This is a genomic window from Polaromonas sp. (assembly GCF_013817205.1).
Taxonomy (GTDB): Bacteria; Pseudomonadota; Gammaproteobacteria; order Burkholderiales; family Burkholderiaceae_C; genus Polaromonas.
Genome location: NZ_JACDDD010000008.1, coordinates 18775 through 40537 on the forward strand (window position 1 = coordinate 18775; position 21763 = coordinate 40537).

Here is a 21763-nt window from a genome sequence, read left to right on the forward strand (position 1 = left end):
TAATCAACTTTATTATTAAAGATCAAGGCTGCAGCGCCTGCCACACGCGTGACGGGGTCAAGGGCATCTGCAGGCGCGGTGCCTGCGCAGCCAAGCCGGCTCGCGCCAGAGCATCAGCCACCGCATTGACCACGCTGGGGCCGGCGCCAATCGTGCCGAGTTCGCCCACACCCTTGACACCCAGCGTGTTGGTCAGGCAAGGCGTGGACTGATCCATCTCGGTCCGGAACGGCGGTGTATCCGCCGCGCGCGGCGCGGTGTAATCCATCAGGCTGCCGGTCACCGGCTGGCCGGTCTCACGGTCGTAAATCAGGTGTTCGTGCAGCGCCTGGCCGATGCCCTGTACCGCGCCACCGTCGAGCTGGCCACGCACAATCATCGGATTCACGACGCGGCCCACGTCGTTGACCGAGGCATAGGCCACCACCGCGACATGGCCGGTTTGCGGGTCGATCTCGACCTCGCTGATGTGGCAGCCGTTGGGCCAGGAGGGGCCAGAGGCTGCGGTGGTCGACTCCATGAAGATGCGCTCGCCTTCCTGGCGCGCTGCGAGCGCAAAAATGTCAATGGCGAGGTCGGTGCCGGCCACCGTGAACTTGCCACCCTCGTAAGTGATGTCCTGTTCGGCGGCTTCGAACTCCCTGGCCGCAAGTTGCCGTGCCTTGGCTATCGTGCGCTCCGCACCCACACGCACGGCCGAGCCACCGGTAAACAGCGAGCGCGAGCCGGCGCTGCCGAAACCGTCGCCACGGTCGGTGTCGCCCAGCACGATGCGGACTTTTTCTGGCGACACACCGAAGGCGTCCACCACCAGCTGCGTCAGCGAGGTCAGAATGCCCTGGCCCATGGCGTTGACGGCCGAAAAGACCTCGATTACGCCGTCGTCTGCCCGCACAGACAGGGTCACACGTTCTTCCAGCGCATTGCCGCCGGTCCATTCCAGAAAGGTGGAGATACCGAGGCCGCGCAGCAGCCCGCGCGTTCTGGACGCTGCGGCACGCGCCTCAAATCCTGCCCAGTCGGCCAGTGCCAGCGCCTGGTCCATCACGGCTTCGAACTTTCCGCAGTCATACACCTGCCCCATGGGGTTGGTGTAGGGCATCTGCGCGGGCGAGATGAAGTTGCGGCGGCGCAGCGCTATACGGTCCATGCCCGTCTGGCGCGCGGCTTCGTCCATCAGCCGCTCCATGATGAAGATGGCTTCGGGCCGGCCGGCACCTCGGTAGGCGCTGGTCGGTGCGGTGTTGGTCATCACCGCCCGGAAATGAAAGTCAATGGTCTGAATGTCGTAAACGCTGGTCTGCACCCAGGGGCCAATCAGCAGCTGGATGGCCGCCCCGGCGCCGGTGGGGTAGGCGCCCACATTGGCCAGCGAGGCCAGCCGCAGGGCCAGGATCCTGCCGCTCTCGTCGAGTGCCAGTTCGGCATGGCTTTGCAGGTCGCGGCCATGCGTGGCGGAGATGAACTCCTCGCTGCGATCGGCCACCCACTTCACGTTGCGCTGGAGTGTTCGTGCGCAAAAGGCAACGGTCACGTCCTCGGGGTACACGCCGGTTTTCATGCCGAAGCCGCCACCCACGTCGCCAACGATGACACGCACCGACTCCTTCGGAATACCCAGCGCGTCACACACCGAGTTGCGCACCCCCGAAGGCATCTGCGTGCTCATGCGGATGGTCAGGCGCTCCGAGGGAATATCGAAACCGGCCAGCACCGAGCGCGGCTCCAGGCTCAGAGCCGCCAGCCGCTGGTTGACGATGTCGAGCCTGACGATGTGGCGCGCCGCCGCAAATGCAGCCGCAGTGGCTGCAGCATCACCGTAACGCGTTTCGGCCGCGATGTTGTCTGGCGCCTCCGGGCACAGCGCCGGCGCGCCCGCTGCCATGGCGTCGCTGATATCGACCACCATGGGTAGCTCGTCATAGTCCACCATCACCGCCTCGGCCGCATCGCGGGCCTGACGCAGGCTCAGGGCCACCACCGCAGCGACCGCCTCGCCGACAAAGCGCACCCGCTCATGGGCCAGCGCCCGGCGCGGCGGTGTGGCGCAGGGGGTGCCGTCGGCTCGCCTGAAGCCGCCTATGCCGGGAATCGGCTCGACACCTGCCGCCACCAGGTCCGCCCCGGTGACGATGGCCAAAACGCCGGGCATGGCCAGCGCCGCCGAACTGTCCACCGAGGCAATACGTGCATGGGGATAAGGTGAGCGTACAAAAAACAGACGGGTCTGTTCCGCCAGCGTCACGTCGTCAGTGAACTGGCCGGTCCCGGCCAGCAAGGCGTCATCTTCAAGGCGTCGAACCGCCTGGCCGCTGCCAAAACGTGCGGGCTGGTCAGCGGCTGCGTGGGAAAGTGTGGTCAAAAATGCCCCTTGGGTGGAGGTCGCAGCGTTGCGGGTTAAACAGGTAGCCTGGCCCGCGCCGCAAACCTGCCTGCCACTATAAAGGCATACCGCCGTCGGTGCAGGTGGTCAATGCCCGGGACGATCCGGCCCGCATGACCCGGCATGCCGTCGGAGCGACGCAATCACCGACAATGGGGCCATGCCCCTACCTTCTCCCCCCATTCGCCGCCACAGCAACAAGGCCAATAACGAGCTGCTCATCAAGAGCGGCCTCTGCATCCTGATCGGACTGGCCGTGCTGGTGTCTCCCTACTTCATCAAATCGCCCGGCATGCAGGGCATCGTCGCTGGTGCATCATTGGTCGGCTGGTTTGCCCTGGCGCTCGGCCTGGCTTTCGGCGGCCTCTGGCTGCGCCGCAAATTCACACGCAGCCACGGGCCGGCCGGACCGCAGTAAACCTCCTACAGCTATCAAAATGGTAGCTGGTGGTCCTTGCCAGTCATGGGCTGATGGCCGGTTTGATCAGCAACCGGAGCAGGCGCACCGGTATTCTTCTGGTTCGCGACATGTGGGACGCCGTCCTACAGGTGTGCAGTGCAATCGCTTGCGGCGCCAGGCTTGAGCGCGCGGGAGACTGGCACAGTGAACCCGCCGAACCTCTCAGGCGATCCATCCTGCGGATCCGCTCTCTCTCCACAACTTCACCACCGTATGGCAGGAACCGCCTATATTGTTGAAGACAACGAGCTGATCCGTAACAACCTGGTAGAGACCTTGACAGAATTGGCGGGCATTCGCACCGTCGGTCACGCGTCCACTGAGGCGGCCGCCTGTGACTGGCTCGCGAGTCACCCTGCCGATTGGGATCTGCTGGTTGTCGACCTCTTTCTGGAGAAAGGCAACGGCTTGGGTGTGCTCAGGAAGTGCCGGCAACGCGCGCCCGTGCAGAAGGTGGTGGTTCTGTCCAACTACGCCACGGACGACATCCGCAACCGCTGCCTGGCCTGCGGCGCGGACGCCATCTTCGACAAGTCCACCGAGCTCGACCAGTTCATTGACTACTGCTCTGGGCGCCACTGAGCCCTTGTTGACTCATCATTACCGCGATGCCGCCTTTTTGCGGATCGCGCTGGCCCAGGACCGTTTGAGCCTCATCCTTCGCGCGGCGGGCGCGGAATCTTCTTGAAACGGACCAGGCGGTCGGTCTCTATCCGGTCTTTTTTGACTTGCCGTTCGGCATCTAGCAACTGGCCGGCGGCGAGCCAATGTGCAAACTCTTCGGGTGTTTCCAGCGTGATGCGCCCCAGCGTCGCCGCGCGGAACTCATGGATCACGATCTCTGCGGCCTTCTGCAGGTTGATGCGCCCCTTGCCCAACACGGCGCCGCGCTTGCGGCCTATCGCTTCGAGCGCTTGCTCGTCGGTGATACCCGGCGCCAGCTCGACCTTGTAACGCGTTTGCAGCGCGGCCGGGTAATGGCTGATCAGGTAATCGAGCAGTTCCAGCGCGACCTCTTCCTCGTTGAAGGCATTGCGGCCGATGGCGCCGCTGGCTGCCAGGTTGTAGCCGCTTTTGGCCACGATAATGCGCGGCCACAACATGCCCGGCGTGTCCCAGAGGTAGAAACCGTCGGCCAGCACAATCCGCTGCTCCAGCTTGGTGATGCCGGCCTCGTCGCCGGTCTTGGCGGCGCGTTTGCCGGTCAGGGTGTTGATCAGCGTCGATTTGCCGACGTTGGGTATTCCGCAGATCAACACCCGCATCGGCTTGACCATGCTGCCGCGCGTCGGCGCCAGCGCGTGGCAGGCATCGATCAGCCGGCGGGCCGGTGTGGTGGCGCTGGCGTCCAGCTCGATGGCGCGGGTGGCGGGCTGGCTGTTGTAGTAGTCCAGCCAGGCCGGCGTGCGCGTGGGGTCGGCCAGGTCCTGCTTGTTGAGCACCTTGAGCGCGGGCTTGCCGCCGGTGAGCTCGGCCAGCATCGGGTTGGCGCTGGAGCCGGGCAGGCGCGCGTCCAGCAGCTCGATCACCACATCAATTTCCTTGATGCGCTCGCTGATGGCTTTTTTGGTCAGGTGCATGTGACCGGGAAACCACTGGATGGCCATCGGGATCTTCTTTCTGGGTGGGGTGCGGGGTGCGCGGGTGGTCCGCCGGCTTACCCCCCGATTGTCGCTGACCGGCCTGCGGACCTAAGCCGCGTGCGCCAGGCTGTGTATGCCCAGGCGTTCGGCCGAGACGTATTGCTGGCGGTAGATTTCAAACGGCATGGAGTCGGCCGCCTCGATTTTTTTCTGCTCGCTCAGCGACTGGCGTGTCAAGGCTTCAAAACGGACCTGCCGGTCGGCGGGAAACGGCAGGTCCAGCAGGGCCTGCCGGGTAGACAGCGACTGCGCACGGGCGAAAGCTACAAACGAACTGTCGTGATTTTTCGCCATGGCGTCCAGCACGCGGGCCGAGGGCAGCGTGTCGGGCTGGCGCAGTGCAACGCCCGACGCGCGCAAGGCGTCCGCGTAAGCACTGCCGCCCTGCGCCGCATCGAGCGCCGCAGCGACGGGCGCGCATTGCGCCATCAGCTCGGCGCCCCACTCGGTCAGCGTGACTTCCTGGCCGCCACGCTCAAGCTGCAGGCCGGGCTCACGCCCGCGTGCCGCCACGCGGTGCTGGTTGCGTGCCAGCGCGGCGATTTCCTGCGGCGTGTCGGGCGGGCTGTCAGTCAGCAGGCAGTGCAGCAAAAAGATGTCGAGAAAACGCATGGTGTCGGCCGCAATGCCGACCGGCACAAACGGGTCCAGGTCCATCAGCCGGACCTCGACATATTCGACGCCACGTTCGCGCAAGGCGTGCAGTGGGCGCTCGCCCGGGAAAATCACGCGTTTCGGCCGGATCGTGCCGTAGAACTCGTTTTCGATCTGCAGCAAGCTGGTAGCAAGCTGGTTGTAGTCGCCGCCGGGGTTCTGGATGCCGACCGCCTCATACGCCGGGTAGGGCCGGGTCAACGCGTCCTGCAGCGAGGCACCATAACCGTCAAGGCTGTTGTAGCTGACCTTGAGCGAGGCCTGGGCGTCGCTCTGGTAGCCCAGGCGTCCCATGCGCAGCGAGGTGCCGTGCGGCATGTACATGGTGCCACTGCCCAGCGGCTGCAGTTCGTGCTGACGCCCGGCGACAAAGCTCGAGCAGACGGCTGGCGAGGCGCCGAACAGGTAAAGCAGCAAAAACGCATGGCGGCGGAAATTGCGGATCAGGCCGAAATACTCCTCACTGGAAACGCCAGGCAGCGACCAGTTGTAATGAATGCCCGAGATCGTCTGCATGCGCCGGCCGTAACGGTGGCCCAGGCCCATACGGTAAACACTTTTGGCGCGCCCGACATTGGACGAGCCGTAGCGGCCAATGGGAATGGTTTCGTCGGTCGGCAGACCGCAGGGCATGCTGGAGACCCAGAGCATCTCGTCGCCGACCTCTTTCATGGCGCGGTAGGTGAACTGGTGGATCTGCGTGAGTTCGTCCAGCGTGGCTTCGGCACCGTCTGCCAGGCCGGCATGGGCGGCAGTCACCAGCTCAACCTGCGACTCGCTGAAGTCGGTGGTGATGCTGGGGTGGGTCAGCGCCGAGCCGAGTGCGGCGGGATGCGGCGTCAGCGCCAGTGCTCCGCTTGGCTGCGCGCGCAGGCTTTCCTTTTCGAGCCCGCGGCGCATGCCTTTCAGTCGCGCCGGGCTCAGCGCCTGGAGGCGGTCGCCCAACAGCGCGCCCTGGCGCGCATGCAAGCTGTTCATAAGTCGTCCCTCTGTATCTTTCTTTCGTGGCGTGCAAGGTATCACAGGCCGGGCTTGTCTGCAGGCGGCACGGCGCGGCGTCCGGAACCGGTAGCGCAGCCGATCTGCAGCAGATTACCGGCAGATCCAGGTTTGCTATTCTTTTAATAGCTACCAGCGCTTATCCGAAGGGGGCTAGAGCCAGTTTTAATGCCTGAAAACAGGCCGGCGCCAGATTTTCAAGCCGGGCGCGCGGTGGCCAGCCCCTGGAAAGCCCCTACGCCAGCACGCGCAGCAGCCAGCTGTTCATGTCTGCAATCTCTTCCATGCAGACCGAATGCTCCATCGCGTACTCGTGCCAGTCCACCGGGTAAGCCAGCGCCGCCAGCGCATCGCGCGTTGCAGTCGCGGCAGCCAGCGGCACCACGCCGTCGCGCCGGCCATGGCCCAGGAATACCGGCAGGCCTTGATTGGCAGCGCTGCGTTCGGCCGCCAGCTTGTCGGCAAGTGGCAAATAGCCGGACAGGCCGATGATGCCGGCCAACCGTTCGGGGTAACGCAGGCCGGTCATCAGGGCCATGGCGCAGCCCTGCGAAAAACCGGCGATGACGATGCGGCTGGCCGGAATGCCACGCGCCGTTTCAGCGGCGATCAGCGCGTTGATGCTGGCCTGGGTCTTGCGCAGTCCGGCCTCGTCCTCGCGCTGCGTCAGGTCGGCGCCCAGGATGTCGTACCAGGCCGGCATCTGGTAGCCGCCGTTGATGGTGACCGGCATCACCGGGGCGTTCGGAAACAGGAAACGCACCGGGCCGACGGCTGAAAGTTCGAGCTGTTCGGCGATGGGGACAAAGTCAGCCCCGTCGGCGCCCAGGCCATGCATCAGCAGCACGGTGGCGGTCGGGTGGGCGGCGGTTTCAACTTCAGTGACGGCAAGAGACATGGCAGCGGCAAGTAAAAAGTGGCTTTGCCGGATTGTGCCTGCGTGGCGGGCGCCGGCTTGACTTGACATCCCACTTGCACGACCATCCACCCAGGAATGCATAACACACGCGAGGCAGCCTGCAGTCAGCGCTGCCGCCATGGGATCCCAACAACATGAGACAAGTGATCAACAGGCTACTGGGCCGCAAGGCCACTGAAAGCGCCGACACACCGGAACTGGAATCGGCGCCTGCGCCCCCGGGCGTTCGCAGCGAGCCCACCGACCGGCGCGACAACCCCCTCACTCTCGACGACAACTCTGACAACGCCACGCGTCGCCAGTTGGTCCAGATGATGATGCGCGACGGCCTGCGCAAACATGGCATCCCCCCGGGCTGGGTGGATTGCCGCATCCTCATGGTCAACAGCCGCAGCCGCGGGCAAGGCCTGTACCTGATTCTGGTGATGCGCCACTGGGACATGCTGCTGCTGACCTATGCCCACGCTTTCCAGCAGCAGTTGCTGGCAGCCATCACCGAGTTTGAGCCGCAGGCCTCGGTGTGGCTGCATGGCGTCTCCTGGGAACTCGATGTGGGCGACAGCTGCCCTTACCAGGACATGCCGGATGCGTCGATCTGGCTGGATCTGCTGGCGCCGGACATACCTGTACCTGCACCGCGCGAGGCCGTTGCCGCGCCCGTCGCCGATGCGCCCATCGCCGATGCACCCGTCAGCGAGGAAGAGGCGGAAGTGTTGCGTGATCTGGAGCGCATGTTCGCCATCCGCGATGCCAATATCCGGGAGCAGGGCTCCCCTGACACTGCCCCGGTGGACTTCCAGAACACCGAGACTTCGCAGCGTTCCTGATCTCCTGGCGCGCCTTAGCGCTGCAACGCAGCCAGCCGCCGGTCCAAGTCGGCCTGGCCGCCCAGTTCGGCAAACCACAGCCGGTAACCGGCATCGCTGGGATGCAGCCCGTCCCGGGCATTGAGCTCGTCAGGGCGCTGTGCAAACGGGTCGTCCTGCTTTTCCTTGAACAGGTTCACGTACAGCGCCCCATTGTCGGCCGCAACTTGCCGCACCAGGCTGTGCAGCACACGCGAACGCTGCGTCATCAACCAGGACCAGGGCGGAACGAAAAAGGGAGCGCTGCCCACATTGCCCGATGGCAAAAACACCACCAGCCTGGCTTGTGTGCGCGCCAGCGAGCCGACACGCGCGATGTTTTCTTCCAGCGACGCATACCGGGTAAGCCGGATCACATCGTTGCCACCCCCCAGCACCAGAATGGCGTCGAAGCGCTCGCCGGCTGCGCCTTCAAGCTGGCGCACGATGTCCTGGTATTTCGCACCGTCAGCCGCACGGTTGACAATTTTCAGACGCGGATGCTGCTGCGCAATCAGCCCGGCCAGGCTGGTCGCCGGGGACGAGGCACCGGTGCCCACCGCCGTGCTGTCACCCACCACCAGCAGGCTCGCGCCAGCGTTCGGCGGCGAGGCCTGGAAAGCTTCACTTTGCCGTGCCAGCTCGGCTGCCTGCTTGATGCGCCAGGCGGCGCAGCCTGAGGTGGTTACCACCGCCAGGGCGGCAAGCAGCGAGACGGCGCCCAGCAAGGAGGGTCGGCGGATTTTCATGCGAGGCCTTTAACGATTCAGCCAGGTGATGTTTAGCTGCAGGACGGTGGCAAAGCCAACCCACGCCAGATAAGGCAGGTTGACCAACGCCACCCAGCGCTTGCGCCGCCAGATCGCAGTCATGGCCCAGACCAGGGTGGCCAGCACCAGCAGGATGTCGAGGCTGGCCAGCCAGTTGTTTTTAAGACCAAACTGGATCGGTGTGTAGAGCGCGTTGAACACCAGGTTCAGCGCGAAGGGCAGCAGCACGTCAAAGGGCAGGCGGCGCTTGAGGTACTGCAGCAGCACGTAGCCGAAGCTGATCGCAATGACGATGTAGAGCACCGTCCACACCGGGCCGAACACCGAAGCCGTCGGGGCAAAAAATGGTTTGGCGAGTTGCGCGTACCACGCGGCGCTGCTGTTGCTGTCCATGGCGGTTCGGGTCAGTGAAAGAGTTATCGCCCCGGGTCGCCCGGGGTATGGCTGAATTCTCCAGGCGTCCGCCGGCCGGCGCCCACCCCTTGCACTGATACCGGGGTAGGACGTGGCCGCAACTTCCCGCCGCATGCATCCAGGCAGGGCCGGCTTGCGTAAGACGGGTGTGGCCGGAGCAATACCCTGCATCGGCCCCGCTTTTTTTTACTTTCAGGCCCCAGGCGAGGACAATCGCCGCACGCCGCCACGGAGATTGCCATGAGCCACCAGCCCGTCCTGACTGCCGCCTCCGGGCGCCTCCTTCAGCTCTGTCGCCAACTGGCCTGGGTGCTGTTTGCGCTGGCCTTGTGGCCGGTCGCCCATGCCGCGCCCCTGAGCCCTGCCGATGAACTGGCCGTACGCAGCACCGTGCAGGGGCAACTCGCCGCCTTTGCGGCCGACGACGCCAACCTGGCTTTCTCCTACGCTGCGCCGAATGTGCGCGAGGCCCTGGGAACTGCCGCCGGGTTCATGGCCATGGTTCGTGCGGCCTACCCGGTGGTGTACCGTCCTTCTTCGGTGGCCTTCCTCAAACCGGAAAACAAGGACGGCCAGGTGTTGCAGCGCGTGCAGATGCTGGATGCCGCTGGTGAGGCCTGGCTGGCGGTCTATTCGCTGCAGCGCAGCGGCAGGGGATGGCTGATCAGCGGCTGCTTGGTGGTGGCCAACAAGGGCCGCATGGCCTGAGCCCTTTTGCTCCTTTTTTGATAGCTATTGACGCCCGTTGGACGTGGGCTGACGACCAATTTCATTCACAAATCTGCGTTATCTGGGCGTTTTTGCTGACAGTGTCTGCGGGTGCCCGCCTGCGTGCCCGCGGCCCGCTCAGGGCTATCATGGACTTTTCCGAAAGGCCTGCGCATGAAAATCGCCCTGAAAGTCGCCATTGGCGCCCTGCTCACCACCGCCTTCAGCGGCCAAGCGCTGGCCTGTTTCACCGTCTACAACCCCGCCAACAAGGTGATTTACCACGCCCGGAAGGCGCCGGTGGACATGAGCTACCAGTTGCACCAGACCATGCCGGCCGTGTTCAACAACGGGCACATGGTGTTTTCCATCACCGATACCGACTGCCCGGCGGTCAACCTGACCCGCAGCAACATTCGCGATTCCGCAGGTGGCAATATCGTCAATGTAGCTGACCGGGGAGCGGGGCGGACCCGTCCTTACCGGCAAGCCCGCAACTGACGCCCTTCATCCAAGTCTTAGAGCGAGAGCGCGTCGAACAGCGCCTGAACGCCTGAGTCTTCAGGCAGCACATACACCACGCTGCGACTTTTTCCGAGCAGCGGGCTGACGACTTTCTCGTAAAACGCCACCGGTACCACCACGCAACCGAGTGAAATCCGGTTGTCCTGCGGCGTGCTGGATGCCAGGCGCTCGCGCCGTTGCTCCTGGTTGTTGCCGGGGCGCAGTCGGTGGATCGCTAGACCTTCGCTGTAATTCACCCAGATGACCTCTTCCCCCTGCAGATTGCGGCCGGGCTGGGACGGGAAACGTCCGGCCGGTGTGGTGCGTTCTGCAAGCGGGATGTCAGCCACGGGCCGTCGGCCGATCCCCGGGGCCGAGCGGTCGCCGGTGGCCAGACCCAGCAGAGCCGCAGATGCCCCGCGCAGGCGACCTGCGGCATCGAACACAAAGATCTTCGCGTTTTTCTTGTCGACAATCACAAAGGGTAGGCCCTTGTTGTCGGCCGAGGTCATGACCGAGGCTGCGGCATAACGGGCATCGGTGGAAGCGGGCTCGGCCCCGAAGTCCGCAAGCGGCGCCGGCGCAACAGCGGAGGTGCTCTCCAGTGCCTGCGCAGGCCGGATCGCCAGCATCAGCCCGGCCAGGACAGCCGCAGCGCACCAGGTCCTTCCCGAAAAAATTATCCGCTCGCGCCGCTGGTTGAACATGTAGGACACATCCTACCGGCGAGGCGCAGGTTCTGACAAGCCCCTCGGCTCACGAATGTCAGATCACTCCTGTTTTGATAGCATTCTTTGCAATCACTATATGGGCTGCGTTGCTATTTGATGCCGGATCGGGGAATACCCACGGGCCTACTGCTCTGTAGGCTGTATCCCACACCCGCATGGGGCTCAGCTGCGGCTTGGCCTGAAGCCCTGAAACACCGCCTGCGCGGGGCGGGTTTCTGGCAGGATATAAATCACCCCGCGGCGAGAACCGAGTGCGGGCTTGACCACATCCTCATAGAAAGCCACCGGCAGGTTGATACACCCGAAAGAAATCCGGTTGTCGTCCGTGGTTGCGGAGGCCAGGCGCTCCAGCCTGCGCTCACTTGGCTCCTTGGCACGCACGCGGTGCATCGACACCGCTGCCTCATAGTCCACCCAGATGATGTCCTCGCCGAAGGCGTTGATGCCGGGCTGCGACACAAACCGCCCGGCAGGCGTGGTGCGTTCGTGCGGGGCGATGGCAGACATTTCACGCTCGCCGATGCCTTCCACCGAATCGTCACCTGTTGCAGAGCCCATCAGCGCGACGCTTGCGCCATCGAGCGTGCCGTCGGGCTTGAAAACAAACACCCTCACATACGGTTTGTCGACGATGACAAACGGCATGCCACGGTGATCGCGGCTGTCCATGACCCAGTCGGCCATCTCGCGGGCCTGATCCGATGCCTGCTCGTGCGCAAAGTCCGCCGTTCGCGGCAAATAGTCCAGCGACGTTGCAAGTACTGCCACGGGTGCAGCCGCTGGCTGCTGTGCCTGGCGCGACGTGACCTGTCCCGGCAGGATCAGCGCAATCGCAGCGCAGCCCATGCCCAGGCCTTTGAGGACGGCATCAAGTTGCGAAGGTTCTGCGGATAACATGGTTCATAAAATCAAAGGTAAAAAAGGAGCAGGGAAGACGGATGAATCACCCGGCTTCCCCGCGACCTATTCGACACGCGCCGCTGTCTTAGTTGCGGTCAGCGCGTGGCTGCAGCGTGGTGTCCACGGACGTCGTCGCGCTGTTGTCCATGGTGGTGCTGCCAGTGCTGCCAGTGCTGGTCGATGGCTGGGCCTGCATGGTGCTGCCGGTAGAAGGCTGCGCCTGCATGGTGGTCGTGCCTTGAGCGTTCGTCTCGCCGGGGGTGTTGGTCACAGCGGTTTGCGCATAAGCAAAACCAGCACCTGCTACCAGGGCGGCGGCAGTGACGGCGGCAGTCAGAGATTGATTGAGTTTCATGGATAGCTCCTGTTTAAACCCCGAAGGGCGGTAGTTGAAAAACGCCGATCAGTGATCGACTGAATTCAATCTAAACAGCATGCAGGGGTGTCGGGTCGGTCTCGTCCGCGTACGCCTGTAGGACAGGTCCGCCCTGGCGCTTGTGCTTGCAATTCGTTACGCCGCCGCGCAGCGGCGTATGTCTGGAGCCAGACCTGGGGGCTTTTTGTTTTCTGTTTTTTTGGCTGCACACCACAGTCAACAAGAGCTTATGCCGCTCCCTATTTGACACGGGGAAGCTGCGGCGCGGTGCACGCCGGACTTGGCCTACATCACGCAGGCATCGCGGACTGCATGTGGTTCACCGCGGGGCCGCGCAGACTGTGTGTGTGCCAGCCGGGTTTCGCGCTACAACGACAGGTAGGAGGCCTCCACCCCAGGGTGAAGCGTCGAAACATTGTCCAGCGAACCCGGCTGCATTTTTTTGCCTGATTGAATCAGGCCCGTCAGACTGCAGCAGAAGTCGTTGCTGCCTGAGCCATCGCCAGGCTGACTTCGTTGCTCCCCTGTGCTGCGCCGCTTTGCGGCACCGTCTCGCCGCTGCGCTCGCGCACTTCGTCCAGCCGCGCCTCCAGCGCTTCAGGCACCTGCTCACCACTGCCCAGCCACAGTCCGCGCGTCAGTGTGATGTTGGCCGCTTCAAAAGTGCCGGCGCCAGCGCACAGAATGGCACGCGTCGGTGCATCCTGCGCGGCCAGCACCAGCATGGCCGGCACCACCGCCTCGGGCCGCAGCGCGCGCAGCACTTCTTCAGGCATCAAGCCTTCGGTCATGCGCGTTGCCGCAGTCGGCGCCAGGCAGTTGACGCGGATATCGTTTTTGGCTCCTTCGATGGAAAGCGTCTGCATCAGCCCGACCAGCGCCATCTTGGCCGCGCCATAGTTGGACTGGCCGAAGTTGCCGTACAGACCCGAGGAAGAAGTCGTCATCACGATGCGGCCGTATTTCTGCGCGGCCATGATGTCCCACACCGCCTTGCAACAATGCACAGCACCCATCAGGTGTACGTTCATCACCAGCGCGAAGTCGGCGAGGTCCATCTTGGTAAAACTCTTGTCGCGCAGGATGCCGGCGTTGTTGACCAGAATATCGACGCGGCCCCAGGCATCGATGGCCTGCCTGACCATGGCCTGCACGGCCGCGAAGTCGGTCACCGACGCGCCGTTGGCAATCGCCTCGCCGCCGGCCGCGCGAATCTCGCCCGCCACGGCTTCGGCCGCGCTGACCGAGCCGCCTGTGCCATCGGTCGCGCCGCCCAGGTCGTTGACCACCACCTTCGCGCCGCGCGCTGCCAGCGCCAGCGCGTGCTGTTTGCCCAAGCCACCGCCGGCGCCTGTAACCATGGCCACGCGGCCTGTGAAATCCATACCCATTCTGCTGTCCCCTGTCGTGTTGGTGATCTGGCTCGCGCCGCAAGGCTGTTAGTCTCGGCGGAGCAAAGAGCCTGTACTGTAATGGACGGTGCGACCCGGATAAAAGACGACACCCGCATGGAACTGAACCTCGAGACCATCTCCACCCCCCCGCGCCCTGCCGCCACCGTGGTGCTGCTGCGCGATGCGCCGGCCGGTCTGGAGGTATTTCTGATGAAGCGTCACGGCTTGTCCGATGTGCTGGGCGGGGCCTATGTCTTTCCCGGAGGAAAGGTCGATGCCGCCGACGCCGAACTCGACATGCTGGCCCACGGGGACCAGGCGCCTTCAGCGCTGCACGCTGGTCTGGGCGAGTCCGACATCAGCGAGGCCACTGCCAGCGCCTTGTATGTGGCGGCGCTGCGCGAAGCCTTTGAGGAGTCGGGCGTGCTGTTTGCGCAAGGCGACGTGGTTGCGCAACCGGCCGCGCACGCCGCTGCGCTGCTGCGCGATGGCCTCGGCTTCAACGCGATGCTGGCTCAACTCACACTGCGCCTGCAGACGCAGGCCATCCAGCCCTGGTCTCGCTGGATCACGCCGGTGCAGCCCTCGGTCATGAACAAGCGTTTTGACACGCGGTTTTTTGTCGCGGCGGTGCCGGGCGGCCAGGTGGCGCGCCACGACGACTTTGAAACCACCGAAAGCATCTGGCTCAGCCCGCGCGAGGCGCTGCTGCAGTACTGGTCCGGGCAGATTGAGCTGGCACCGCCGCAGATCATGAGCCTGGTGCACCTGGCGCGGCACAGTGCGGTGGCCAGCGTGCTGGCGGCAGCGCGTGCACGGCGTCCACCGGTGATCCAGCCGGAGTCTTTTGACGACGACGGCGAACGCATGATTTGTTACCCCGGCGATCAGCGGCACACGGTGCGTGAAGCGGCCCTGCCCGGCCCGACCCGGCTGTTCTATCGAAACAAGCGTTTCGAGCCGCTTGGCGGTTTTGAAGGACTGTTTTCCTAAGGAAGCGCTGAATAAGTCCTTGCGGAGGCGCGGCAGTCGGATCGGGATGGGATGCAAGGTGGATTTCGCAGGCAATAGCTGGCTATTGGCAAGAAATTCAACGCAGCAGATCGCCCGAGACCGGCTGATCGCGCGCCGCAGGGGGCTTGTTCAGCGCTTCCTAAGCGCGCTCAGGCCGGCTGCAGCAGTTCCTCGCCGGCTGCCTGCGCCTGCAGCACACCGGCCAGCCAGCGGTCTATCAGCGCCGGATCGTTGATGGACTTGAGCGACTGGTAGGCGGTCTCCGCTTCCGGGAAACGCCGGCGCAGAAAATTGAGCCACTGTTTGAGCCGGCCGGGCCGTGATCGGGCATCGAGCCGGCTGCAGACCAGTTGCCAGAATTCAGCCAGCAGCGGCACCAGTTCCGTCCAGCCGAGCGCGGGACCGACGGCCACGCCCATGGATCGCTTGATCGCCCGCCCCAGCCCCGGATCGGCCACTGCCCCGCGGCCAATCATCAGCATGTCACAGCCCGAGGCCTCGCGGCAGCGGCGCGCGTCGTCCACCGTCCAGATCTCGCCGTTGGCCACCACTGGTATGGCGACGGCCGCGCGGATATCGGCGATGCGTTCCCAATAGGCCGGTGGCCGGTAAGCCTGGGCCTTGGTGCGCGCATGCACCACCAGCTCATCAGCGCCGCTGCCGGCAATCGCCTGCGCGTTGGCGATCGCCAGCGCATCGTCGTGGTAGCCCAGCCGCATCTTGGCCGACACCGGCATGTGCGCCGGCACGGCGCGCCGCACCGCCGCCACGATGGCGGCAATCGTCTCCGGCTCTTTCAGCAGGGCAGCGCCGCCGCCGTGGCGGTTCACGATGTTGGCGGGGCAGCCGAAGTTCAGGTCGATACCGGACGGGCCGAGTGCGGCCAGCCGCGCGGCGTTTTCCGCCATGCAGACCGGGTCAGAGCCCAGCAGTTGCGCACGCACCGGCACGCCGGCCAGCGTGCGCCCGCCGCTGAGCAGCTCGGGCACGATGCGCAGGAAGACCCGCTCGGGCAGCAACTGGTCGGTGATGCGGATGAACTCCGAGACGCAGCGGTCCACACCGCCGGCCCGCGTCAGGATGTCACGCAAAACGAAGTCTAGAAGCCCTTCCATGGGCGCCAGCAGGATGGTCATGCGGCAATGCTACCTTGACAATAAAAAGACGTCCCGACCCTTGCCATCCCTGCGTGGCAAGCTTCACTTTTGATAGCAGGCGGGATTGGCCTTCCCGTCCTACAGAGATGGCAGGGACGTCTTACAGTGGCGCGCGGTAGCGGCGCATAAATTGGTTGTTTGATTGAAGGAGACGCCATGTCACGGCAACCCGCGCCCCGTATTGCTGATACCCGACGTCCCGGTCCCGAGGGCTCACCCGACCAGGGCGGGCAGCCGGTGTCGCAGCGCAAGGGTTGGCCATTCGCCCATGGCTCACAAAATCACCTTGACGAGACCTCGGCCCCCTGGCCGCGGCCCTCACGCCTGGCCCCCGGCAAGACTTGGGGTACCGGCAAGCCAGATCAGTAGGTACCGATGTAATCTTTCTTTCCCACCTCCACGCCGTTATGGCGCAGGATGGCATAAGCCGTGGTGGTGTGAAAAAAGAAATGCGGCAGGCCGTAATTGAGCAGGTAAGACTGGCCGCTAAAGATCTTCTCCTTGGGCGTGCCTGCCTGCGTCACGATGCGGCGCTCCTCGCTGCCGTCGATCTGCGAGGCCTGCAGGCCCTCGACAAAGGCCAGCGTTTTTTCAACGCGCGCTTTAAGGTCCGCAAAACCCGTTTCAGTGTCCTCGAAACCGGGGACCTCCACGCCTGCGAGACGCGCCGACACACCCTTGGCGAAGTCACAGGCGATCTGCACCTGACGCAGCAGGGGGAACATGTCGGGATACAGGCGGGCTTGCAGCAGCGCCTCAGGCGCAATCTTTTTCGCCTCGGCATGGGCCTCGGCCTTCGCCAGAACGGCACTGAGCGCGCCCAGCATCTGTTTGAACACGGGCACGGAAACTTGATACATCGACATAGTCATGGGTAGTCCAGGGAGTTGAATGAAAAGAAATGAAGCCGTCAGTCGGTGCGCTTCGCAAGCAGCTTTTTAACCAGCGTCACCGCCGTCAGCACCAGCGCCCCGGCAACGAGGCCAACCACAGCGTCGGCCAGCAAGGGTGTGACCGCACCCAGCACGCTGCCGGCGCGTGCAGTCAGCGCTTCAATGGCGTGGTGCAGGGCCGGGACGCCATGCGTGAGAATGCCGCCGCCGACCAGAAACATCGCCGCGGTGCCGGCCACCGACAGGCCCTTCATGAGCCAGGGCGCAGTGGCCAGGATGGCCAGGCCCAGGCCGCGTAACAGGCCGGTTTTTTTGCTCAGATACAGACCGCCGTCGTCGAGCTTGACGATGCCGGCGACCAGCCCGTACACACCGACCGTCATCAGGATGGCAATGCCGCTGAGTACGCTGAGCTGGGTGATGAAAGCGCTGTCCTGAACCGTGCCCAGGGTGATGGCGATGATCTCGGCAGACAGGATGAAATCAGTGCGTACCGCCCCCTTGATCTTGTCCTTTTCAACCGCGACGAGATCCACCGTGGGGTCAGCCAACGCTTCCAGCAGCACTTTTTCATGCGCAGCGTCTTCTTCCTTGCTGTGCAGGAACTTGTGCGCGAGTTTTTCGAAACCTTCGTAACAGAGAAAAGCCCCGCCAATCATCAGGAGGGGGGTGACGGCCCAGGGCACGAATGCACTGATCGCCAGTGCCGCCGGCACCAGAATGGCCTTGTTCAGCATCGAGCCTTTGGCCACCGCCCAGACCACCGGCAACTCGCGCTCGGCCTTGACGCCAGCAACCTGCTGCGCATTGAGCGCAAGGTCGTCCCCGAGAACACCGGCGCTCTTCTTGGCTGCAACCTTGGTCAGCAGCGCCACATCGTCGAGCACGGTGGCAATATCGTCTAGCAGGGCAAACAGGCTGCTGGCCATGAAAAGTTCCGTAGTGGGTGGCCCGCCATTGTCGCAGCAGCCGGGGGTCTTTGCAGGCGGCGGCATGCCGGTACACAATCGGCCGATGATCAAATCGTCACTGCTGGCCTACGCCGGCGCGCTGGCCTTCTTCCTGCTGGCTGACATGGTCTGGCTGGGTGTGTTGATGACCGACGCCTACCGGGCCTGGCTAGGCCCGCTGATGCGCGAGCAGCCGCTGCTCTTGCCGGCGGCGGCGTTCTACCTGCTCTACCCCATGGGCCTGGTGGTGTTTGCCATCGGCCCGGCGCTGGAGCGGCGAAGCGCAGCGCGCGCCGCAGCGCTGGGCGCGTTTTTTGGTCTGCTGGCCTACGGCACCTATGACCTCAGCAACTTGGCCACGCTCACGGACTGGCCTTGGCAACTGACGGTGGTCGACATCGTCTGGGGTGCAGCGTTGTCCTGCGGCAGCGCACTGGCCGGTTATGCGGCCGCCCGCAGCTGGGGATCCAGGCCAAGCTGACGGGCAAGCGGCGCGTCAGAGCTTGCATTCGGCCATTTTGCGACCACATCGATGGAGCGCCATCCGCGCGATTCTGGACTCACTCCATGCCGCTGTACCTCTTTTCCCTGTTGCTGCACGCCTATTTGGCGCTGCGCCTACTTCTTGACCTGTCGGCCTGGCCGGTCGCCCAAGGCTTGCTCGGCCTGACCCTGCTGGCGTCCACAGTCATGATGCCGCTGGGCCTGACGGCGCGGCGCTTCAGGTCGCCGCTGCTGGCCGATGGCATGGCCTGGGCCGGCATGTTGTTCATGGGCCTGTTTTCCTCGCTGTTTGTCTTGAGCCTGATTCGCGACGCCGGCCTGCTACTGGCCTGGGGCGTGCTGACTCTGGCGCCCGACGCGTTTGCCATGGAGGTGGTCAGCGCGGATTCGGCCGCCGCAGTCGCGCTGCTGGGTTTGCTGGTCACGCTGGCGGGTTTCTTCAACGCCAGGCGCACTGCGGCGGTAGTTCGCGTCGATGTACCCATCACGGGCCTGCCTGCGGAGCTGCACGGCTTTTCGATCGCGCAGATCAGCGATGTTCATGTCGGGGCGACCATCAAACGCGGCTACCTGCAGGCCATCGTGGATGCGGTGAACCGCCTGGAAGCCGACATGGTGGCTGTGACCGGCGATCTGGTGGACGGAACGGTGGCGGACCTGGCGCCACATGTGGCGCCGCTGTCGGGTCTGCGCTCAGCCCACGGCACCTATTTCGTGACTGGCAATCACGAATATTACTCAGGGGCCCACGCGTGGATAGACGAGTTGAATCGCTTAGGTGTGCGGGTACTCATGAATGAACATGTGGTGCTCAGGCACGGCCTGGTGCTGGCCGGCGTGGCCGACTGGAGCGCTGCACACTTTGACCGAAGCCACCGAAGTGATCCGCACGCGGCGCTCGCCGGTGCCCCTGCCGATGCGCCGGTGAAGCTGCTGCTGGCGCACCAGCCGCGCAGTGCCGTGGAAGCGCACAAGGCCGGCTTCCATCTGCAGCTCTCGGGCCACACCCATGGCGGCCAGTTCTGGCCGTGGAATTTATTTGTGCGTTTCCAGCAGCCGTTCACGGCCGGCCTGCACCGGCTCGAAAAGTTGTGGGTTTACACCAGCCGCGGGACAGGGTACTGGGGGCCGCCCAAACGCTTCGGCGCGCCCTCCGAGATTACCTACCTGCGGCTGGTACCCGCCGCCGGAAGTGCTCAGTGACGGTTGGCCGTCAGGCGGCCGAAGATCCAGCCGACCACCAGTGCCGCACCCACGGCCTGGAGCGGATGGTCCTTGATGTAGGCCTTGGAATAGTCCACCGCCTGCAGGGGTACATCGGTGAAGCGTTGGGCTTGGTCGCTGACCTTGCCGGCCACGCTGCTGGCGCCGCTGGCAAGTTTGTCCACGGTGTTGTGGGCAACGGTGGCGGCGCGATCCACCGTGCTGCGCGCCGGCTCGGCGACCTTGTCGATGGTCTCATGCAGCGAGCTGCCGGCCTGGCTGACGCCGCGCTGGACGGCGTTGTCGGCAGAAGATGCGAGGCTGGCGCCCGAAGATGCGTAGGTTTTGTCGTCCATGATGAATTCCTTGAAAAATGGTGAATGCCGGGATGCCCGCCTGCACGGCTGAAAGCCGATGAACGAACGCACCACCCACTGTGGAACATGCCGCCGCCCGGCGCTGTGCGCAAGCGGATGGCGCGTCTGTAGGACAAGGCAGTCAGTCGAACAGCCCGGGGGTGCCGAGCTTCGCGCCTTCGATGATCAGCAGGCGCAGCTTGGTGCGTATGCCACCGCTGGCTGAAAAGCCGCCGGGCTTGGCGCCAGCGGCCAGCACGCGATGGCAGGGCACCACAGGCGCAAACGGATTGCGTCCCAACGCCTGTCCGACTGCCCGCGCGGCGCCCGGCTCACCCAGCCGGGCCGCGACCTCGCCATAGGTCAGGGTCTGACCTGGCGCAATGGCGCGCGCCACGGCGTAGACCCGCTGGTGGAAAGCTGGCACCCCGCGCATGTCGAGATCCAGCCCATCGACCTCGTGCGGCTCGCCACGCAGCATGGCGCAGATGTGGCGAATCGCTGCCAGCAGCGCCTCATCGGGCCGGGCTTGCGCAGCCCGCGGGAAGCGCCGGAGCATGCGCGCGCGTGTCTGCGCGGCGTCCGCCTCCGGAAGTTGCACGCCGCAGATGCCTGCGTCGCCCCAGGCGATGCCGCAGCAACCGACAGCCGTGTCGAACAGCGCAAAAAAACGGGTCGGGGTGGCGACAAGCATCGTGAGCGCCATCCTAAACCAAGCCGCTACGAGCTGGGTTTCGCTACGTAATTCATAGCAAATTGTCCTTGCGCGACGGGGGCTGGAGCCATAAATGGCCGTGCAAAAAACTGTCAGTGGGCACCGACAGCAACTGGCATGGTTTTCCTAGGGCTGTGGGGCGGGCTAGCGCGCAATATGGGGACCCAACCGGAGCATGACCATGAACTCTTTTGCTGCACGCACCCCTGCTGGACCCCCGCGCGAAGTCAACACGGAGGAAACCGGCCTCGGAGAAGACACCGACGATCTGCCGCTGTCCCCGGACGAAGACATGTCGGTGATTCCGGACGAGGAACGCGTACTGGACGTGCCGTCCTGAGTCTGCGCGGGTTCAGCCGACGTCGCGTTTGAGGCGCAACTCCTCGAGTTTGACGGTACCGACCAGCACGGTCTTGAGCGAGCTCATTTCACGCTTAAACCCGACGTGCTCGTGAAAGCGCAAGGCGCGCTCGTTGCGCACCGGCACCCACACGGTAACTTTGGTGCAGCCTTCTTCCTTGAGGCCGTCATTGGCGGCATCCCACAGGGCCAGACCGACGCCCTTGTTCCAGTGTGACGGTTGCACATAAATGGCCCAGATCTCGCCGCAGGTCGAGGGTGTGCCGGCGTCACGTGAGCGGTCGAAACCGACAAAACCGATCACCTTGTCGCCCTCGGTGGCCACCTGTACCTGGGGTTCCATGTACTCGATGGCATCACGCCAGAACTGCTGGCGCTTGTCGATGGACAGGGTGCCGAGCTGGTCGTCGGGCACCAGTCCCTGGTAGGCGGCGCGCGAGGCGGCTGCGTTGATTTCGGCGATGACTTTGGCATCGCGTACGGTAGCGGGGCGGACTTGGTAGCTGGACATGAAAAGAGGCTCTGGGGAACTCGTTGCTTGGGAGGTCAGGATTGTCGCAGCAATTGAATAACGCACGGTGGGCAAGGCCAGCCTTGCGTAAACTGCGCGCATGGCCCAGCCCTCCCCCGACCCGGTGTACCGCGCCCGCCTGTTGCCCCAAGGCCAGCCCTTCGACGCCCCGGCCGACAAACCTCTGCTGCTGTCGGCATTACAGGCGGGCATGTTGCTCGACAGTTCCTGCCGCAATGGCACCTGCCGGACCTGCATCTGCCGGCTCGCCAGTGGACAGGTGAGTTACCGCATCGAATGGCCGGGCATGAGCGCGGAGGAAAAGGCCGAAGGCTACATCCTGCCCTGCGTGGCCTACCCGGCGTCGGACCTGGTGCTGTTGCCGCCAGCTCCGTGATTT

General features: G+C 64.4%; 27 protein-coding genes. 11 read left to right on the plus strand and 16 right to left on the minus strand.

All coding sequences use genetic code 11. From position 1 onward, the window contains the following. Nucleotides 1-22 precede the first annotated feature (22 nt). Nucleotides 23-2362, minus strand: a complete 2340-nt coding sequence (locus H0W47_RS03285; protein WP_296920669.1) for a xanthine dehydrogenase family protein molybdopterin-binding subunit — start codon at nt 2360-2362, stop codon at nt 23-25. Between the two features lie 181 nt (nt 2363-2543). Here H0W47_RS03285 and H0W47_RS03290 point away from each other — a divergent pair, with 181 nt between their 5' ends. Together H0W47_RS03290 and H0W47_RS03295 are read left to right on the plus strand one after the other, a co-directional pair. Next, nucleotides 2544-2801 (plus strand): hypothetical protein, encoded by a 258-nt coding sequence (locus tag H0W47_RS03290; protein WP_296920673.1) that lies wholly within the window; start codon nt 2544-2546, stop codon nt 2799-2801. Nucleotides 2802-3056: 255 nt separating this feature from the next. After that, nucleotides 3057-3425 carry a response regulator transcription factor gene (locus H0W47_RS03295; protein WP_296920676.1) on the plus strand — a complete coding sequence of 123 codons (369 nt, stop codon included), beginning with the start codon at nt 3057-3059 and terminating at the stop codon, nt 3423-3425. A 71-nt stretch (nt 3426-3496) separates the two neighbouring features. Here the strand turns inward: H0W47_RS03295 and ylqF are convergent, their stop codons facing one another. The 3 genes from ylqF to H0W47_RS03310 all read right to left on the minus strand — a co-directional run bounded on the left by ylqF (nt 3497) and on the right by H0W47_RS03310 (nt 7037). Beyond that, a complete protein-coding gene (gene ylqF, locus H0W47_RS03300; protein ID WP_296920679.1) occupies nt 3497-4450 on the minus strand; it encodes a ribosome biogenesis GTPase YlqF in 954 nt (317 codons plus the stop codon). An 84-nt stretch (nt 4451-4534) separates the two neighbouring features. Continuing rightward, complete coding sequence (gene gshA / locus H0W47_RS03305; RefSeq protein WP_296920683.1) at nt 4535-6118, minus strand: glutamate--cysteine ligase; 1584 nt, start codon at nt 6116-6118, stop codon at nt 4535-4537. A gap of 256 nt (nt 6119-6374) precedes the next feature. Continuing rightward, nucleotides 6375-7037: a dienelactone hydrolase family protein gene (locus tag H0W47_RS03310; protein ID WP_296920686.1), complete on the minus strand. Its 663-nt coding sequence runs from the start codon at nt 7035-7037 to the stop codon at nt 6375-6377. Nucleotides 7038-7192: 155 nt separating this feature from the next. Between H0W47_RS03310 and H0W47_RS03315 the strand changes: the two genes are divergently transcribed. Beyond that, entirely contained in the window at nt 7193-7885 is a 693-nt protein-coding gene (locus H0W47_RS03315; protein WP_296920689.1) for a hypothetical protein, read from the plus strand. 14 nt (nt 7886-7899) lie between these two features. On the opposite strand, the gene H0W47_RS03320 is transcribed toward H0W47_RS03315, so the two are convergent. Both H0W47_RS03320 and H0W47_RS03325 read right to left on the minus strand, forming a co-directional pair. Continuing rightward, nucleotides 7900-8652, minus strand: coding sequence for a GDSL-type esterase/lipase family protein (locus tag H0W47_RS03320; protein WP_296920692.1), 753 nt, complete (start codon nt 8650-8652; stop codon nt 7900-7902). Between the two features lie 9 nt (nt 8653-8661). Continuing rightward, nucleotides 8662-9066: a TspO/MBR family protein gene (locus tag H0W47_RS03325; protein WP_296920694.1), complete on the minus strand. Its 405-nt coding sequence runs from the start codon at nt 9064-9066 to the stop codon at nt 8662-8664. Between the two features lie 261 nt (nt 9067-9327). Here H0W47_RS03325 and H0W47_RS03330 point away from each other — a divergent pair, with 261 nt between their 5' ends. After that, the gene (locus H0W47_RS03330) at nt 9328-9795 is read left to right on the plus strand and encodes a DUF4864 domain-containing protein (RefSeq protein WP_296920697.1); all 468 of its coding nucleotides are present in this window, start codon (nt 9328-9330) and stop codon (nt 9793-9795) included. Between the two features lie 174 nt (nt 9796-9969). Beyond that, entirely contained in the window at nt 9970-10296 is a 327-nt protein-coding gene (locus H0W47_RS03335; RefSeq protein ID WP_296920700.1) for a hypothetical protein, read from the plus strand. A gap of 17 nt (nt 10297-10313) precedes the next feature. On the opposite strand, the gene H0W47_RS03340 is transcribed toward H0W47_RS03335, so the two are convergent. The 4 genes from H0W47_RS03340 to H0W47_RS03355 form a co-directional block, all read right to left on the minus strand. Next, a complete protein-coding gene (locus H0W47_RS03340; protein ID WP_296920703.1) occupies nt 10314-11006 on the minus strand; it encodes a hypothetical protein in 693 nt (230 codons plus the stop codon). A gap of 186 nt (nt 11007-11192) precedes the next feature. Continuing rightward, complete coding sequence (locus H0W47_RS03345; protein WP_296920706.1) at nt 11193-11927, minus strand: hypothetical protein; 735 nt, start codon at nt 11925-11927, stop codon at nt 11193-11195. Nucleotides 11928-12015: 88 nt separating this feature from the next. Beyond that, on the minus strand, nt 12016-12285 hold the full coding sequence (locus H0W47_RS03350; RefSeq protein WP_296920709.1) for a hypothetical protein: 270 nt from the start codon (nt 12283-12285) through the stop codon (nt 12016-12018). A 485-nt stretch (nt 12286-12770) separates the two neighbouring features. Continuing rightward, entirely contained in the window at nt 12771-13697 is a 927-nt protein-coding gene (locus H0W47_RS03355) for an SDR family NAD(P)-dependent oxidoreductase (protein WP_296920712.1), read from the minus strand. Between the two features lie 117 nt (nt 13698-13814). Between H0W47_RS03355 and H0W47_RS03360 the strand changes: the two genes are divergently transcribed. Further along, the gene (locus tag H0W47_RS03360; protein WP_296920714.1) at nt 13815-14693 is read left to right on the plus strand and encodes an NUDIX hydrolase; all 879 of its coding nucleotides are present in this window, start codon (nt 13815-13817) and stop codon (nt 14691-14693) included. A 170-nt stretch (nt 14694-14863) separates the two neighbouring features. Here the strand turns inward: H0W47_RS03360 and H0W47_RS03365 are convergent, their stop codons facing one another. Further along, nucleotides 14864-15850 carry a tRNA-dihydrouridine synthase gene (locus tag H0W47_RS03365; RefSeq protein ID WP_296920718.1) on the minus strand — a complete coding sequence of 329 codons (987 nt, stop codon included), beginning with the start codon at nt 15848-15850 and terminating at the stop codon, nt 14864-14866. Nucleotides 15851-16027: 177 nt separating this feature from the next. Between H0W47_RS03365 and H0W47_RS03370 the strand changes: the two genes are divergently transcribed. After that, nucleotides 16028-16240 carry a hypothetical protein gene (locus tag H0W47_RS03370; RefSeq protein ID WP_296920721.1) on the plus strand — a complete coding sequence of 71 codons (213 nt, stop codon included), beginning with the start codon at nt 16028-16030 and terminating at the stop codon, nt 16238-16240. Here the strand turns inward: H0W47_RS03370 and H0W47_RS03375 are convergent. Then, nucleotides 16234-16743, minus strand: a complete 510-nt coding sequence (locus H0W47_RS03375; protein ID WP_296920725.1) for a DUF1993 family protein — start codon at nt 16741-16743, stop codon at nt 16234-16236. The genes H0W47_RS03370 and H0W47_RS03375 overlap by 7 nt on opposite strands. Nucleotides 16744-16781: 38 nt before the next feature. Further along, a complete protein-coding gene (locus H0W47_RS03380) occupies nt 16782-17693 on the minus strand; it encodes a DUF808 domain-containing protein (protein ID WP_296920728.1) in 912 nt (303 codons plus the stop codon). A gap of 85 nt (nt 17694-17778) precedes the next feature. Here H0W47_RS03380 and H0W47_RS03385 point away from each other — a divergent pair, with 85 nt between their 5' ends. After that, a complete protein-coding gene (locus H0W47_RS03385) occupies nt 17779-18195 on the plus strand; it encodes a DUF2177 family protein (RefSeq protein ID WP_296920732.1) in 417 nt (138 codons plus the stop codon). An 86-nt stretch (nt 18196-18281) separates the two neighbouring features. Next, nucleotides 18282-19421, plus strand: a complete 1140-nt coding sequence (locus tag H0W47_RS03390; RefSeq protein ID WP_296920735.1) for a metallophosphoesterase — start codon at nt 18282-18284, stop codon at nt 19419-19421. Here H0W47_RS03390 and H0W47_RS03395 read toward each other — a convergent pair. Both H0W47_RS03395 and H0W47_RS03400 read right to left on the minus strand, forming a co-directional pair. After that, the gene (locus tag H0W47_RS03395; RefSeq protein ID WP_296920738.1) at nt 19415-19777 is read right to left on the minus strand and encodes a hypothetical protein; all 363 of its coding nucleotides are present in this window, start codon (nt 19775-19777) and stop codon (nt 19415-19417) included. The two genes, H0W47_RS03390 and H0W47_RS03395, sit on opposite strands and share 7 nt — an antisense overlap. Nucleotides 19778-19919: 142 nt before the next feature. Beyond that, nucleotides 19920-20471, minus strand: coding sequence for a methylated-DNA--[protein]-cysteine S-methyltransferase (locus tag H0W47_RS03400; RefSeq protein WP_296920742.1), 552 nt, complete (start codon nt 20469-20471; stop codon nt 19920-19922). A gap of 202 nt (nt 20472-20673) precedes the next feature. Between H0W47_RS03400 and H0W47_RS03405 the strand changes: the two genes are divergently transcribed. Beyond that, nucleotides 20674-20832 carry a hypothetical protein gene (locus H0W47_RS03405; protein ID WP_296920743.1) on the plus strand — a complete coding sequence of 53 codons (159 nt, stop codon included), beginning with the start codon at nt 20674-20676 and terminating at the stop codon, nt 20830-20832. A gap of 12 nt (nt 20833-20844) precedes the next feature. Here H0W47_RS03405 and H0W47_RS03410 read toward each other — a convergent pair whose 3' ends face one another. Next, a complete protein-coding gene (locus H0W47_RS03410; RefSeq protein WP_296920746.1) occupies nt 20845-21363 on the minus strand; it encodes a GNAT family N-acetyltransferase in 519 nt (172 codons plus the stop codon). A gap of 100 nt (nt 21364-21463) precedes the next feature. Here H0W47_RS03410 and H0W47_RS03415 point away from each other — a divergent pair, with 100 nt between their 5' ends. Continuing rightward, nucleotides 21464-21760, plus strand: a complete 297-nt coding sequence (locus H0W47_RS03415; protein ID WP_296920749.1) for a 2Fe-2S iron-sulfur cluster-binding protein — start codon at nt 21464-21466, stop codon at nt 21758-21760. Nucleotides 21761-21763: the final 3 nt, after the last annotated feature.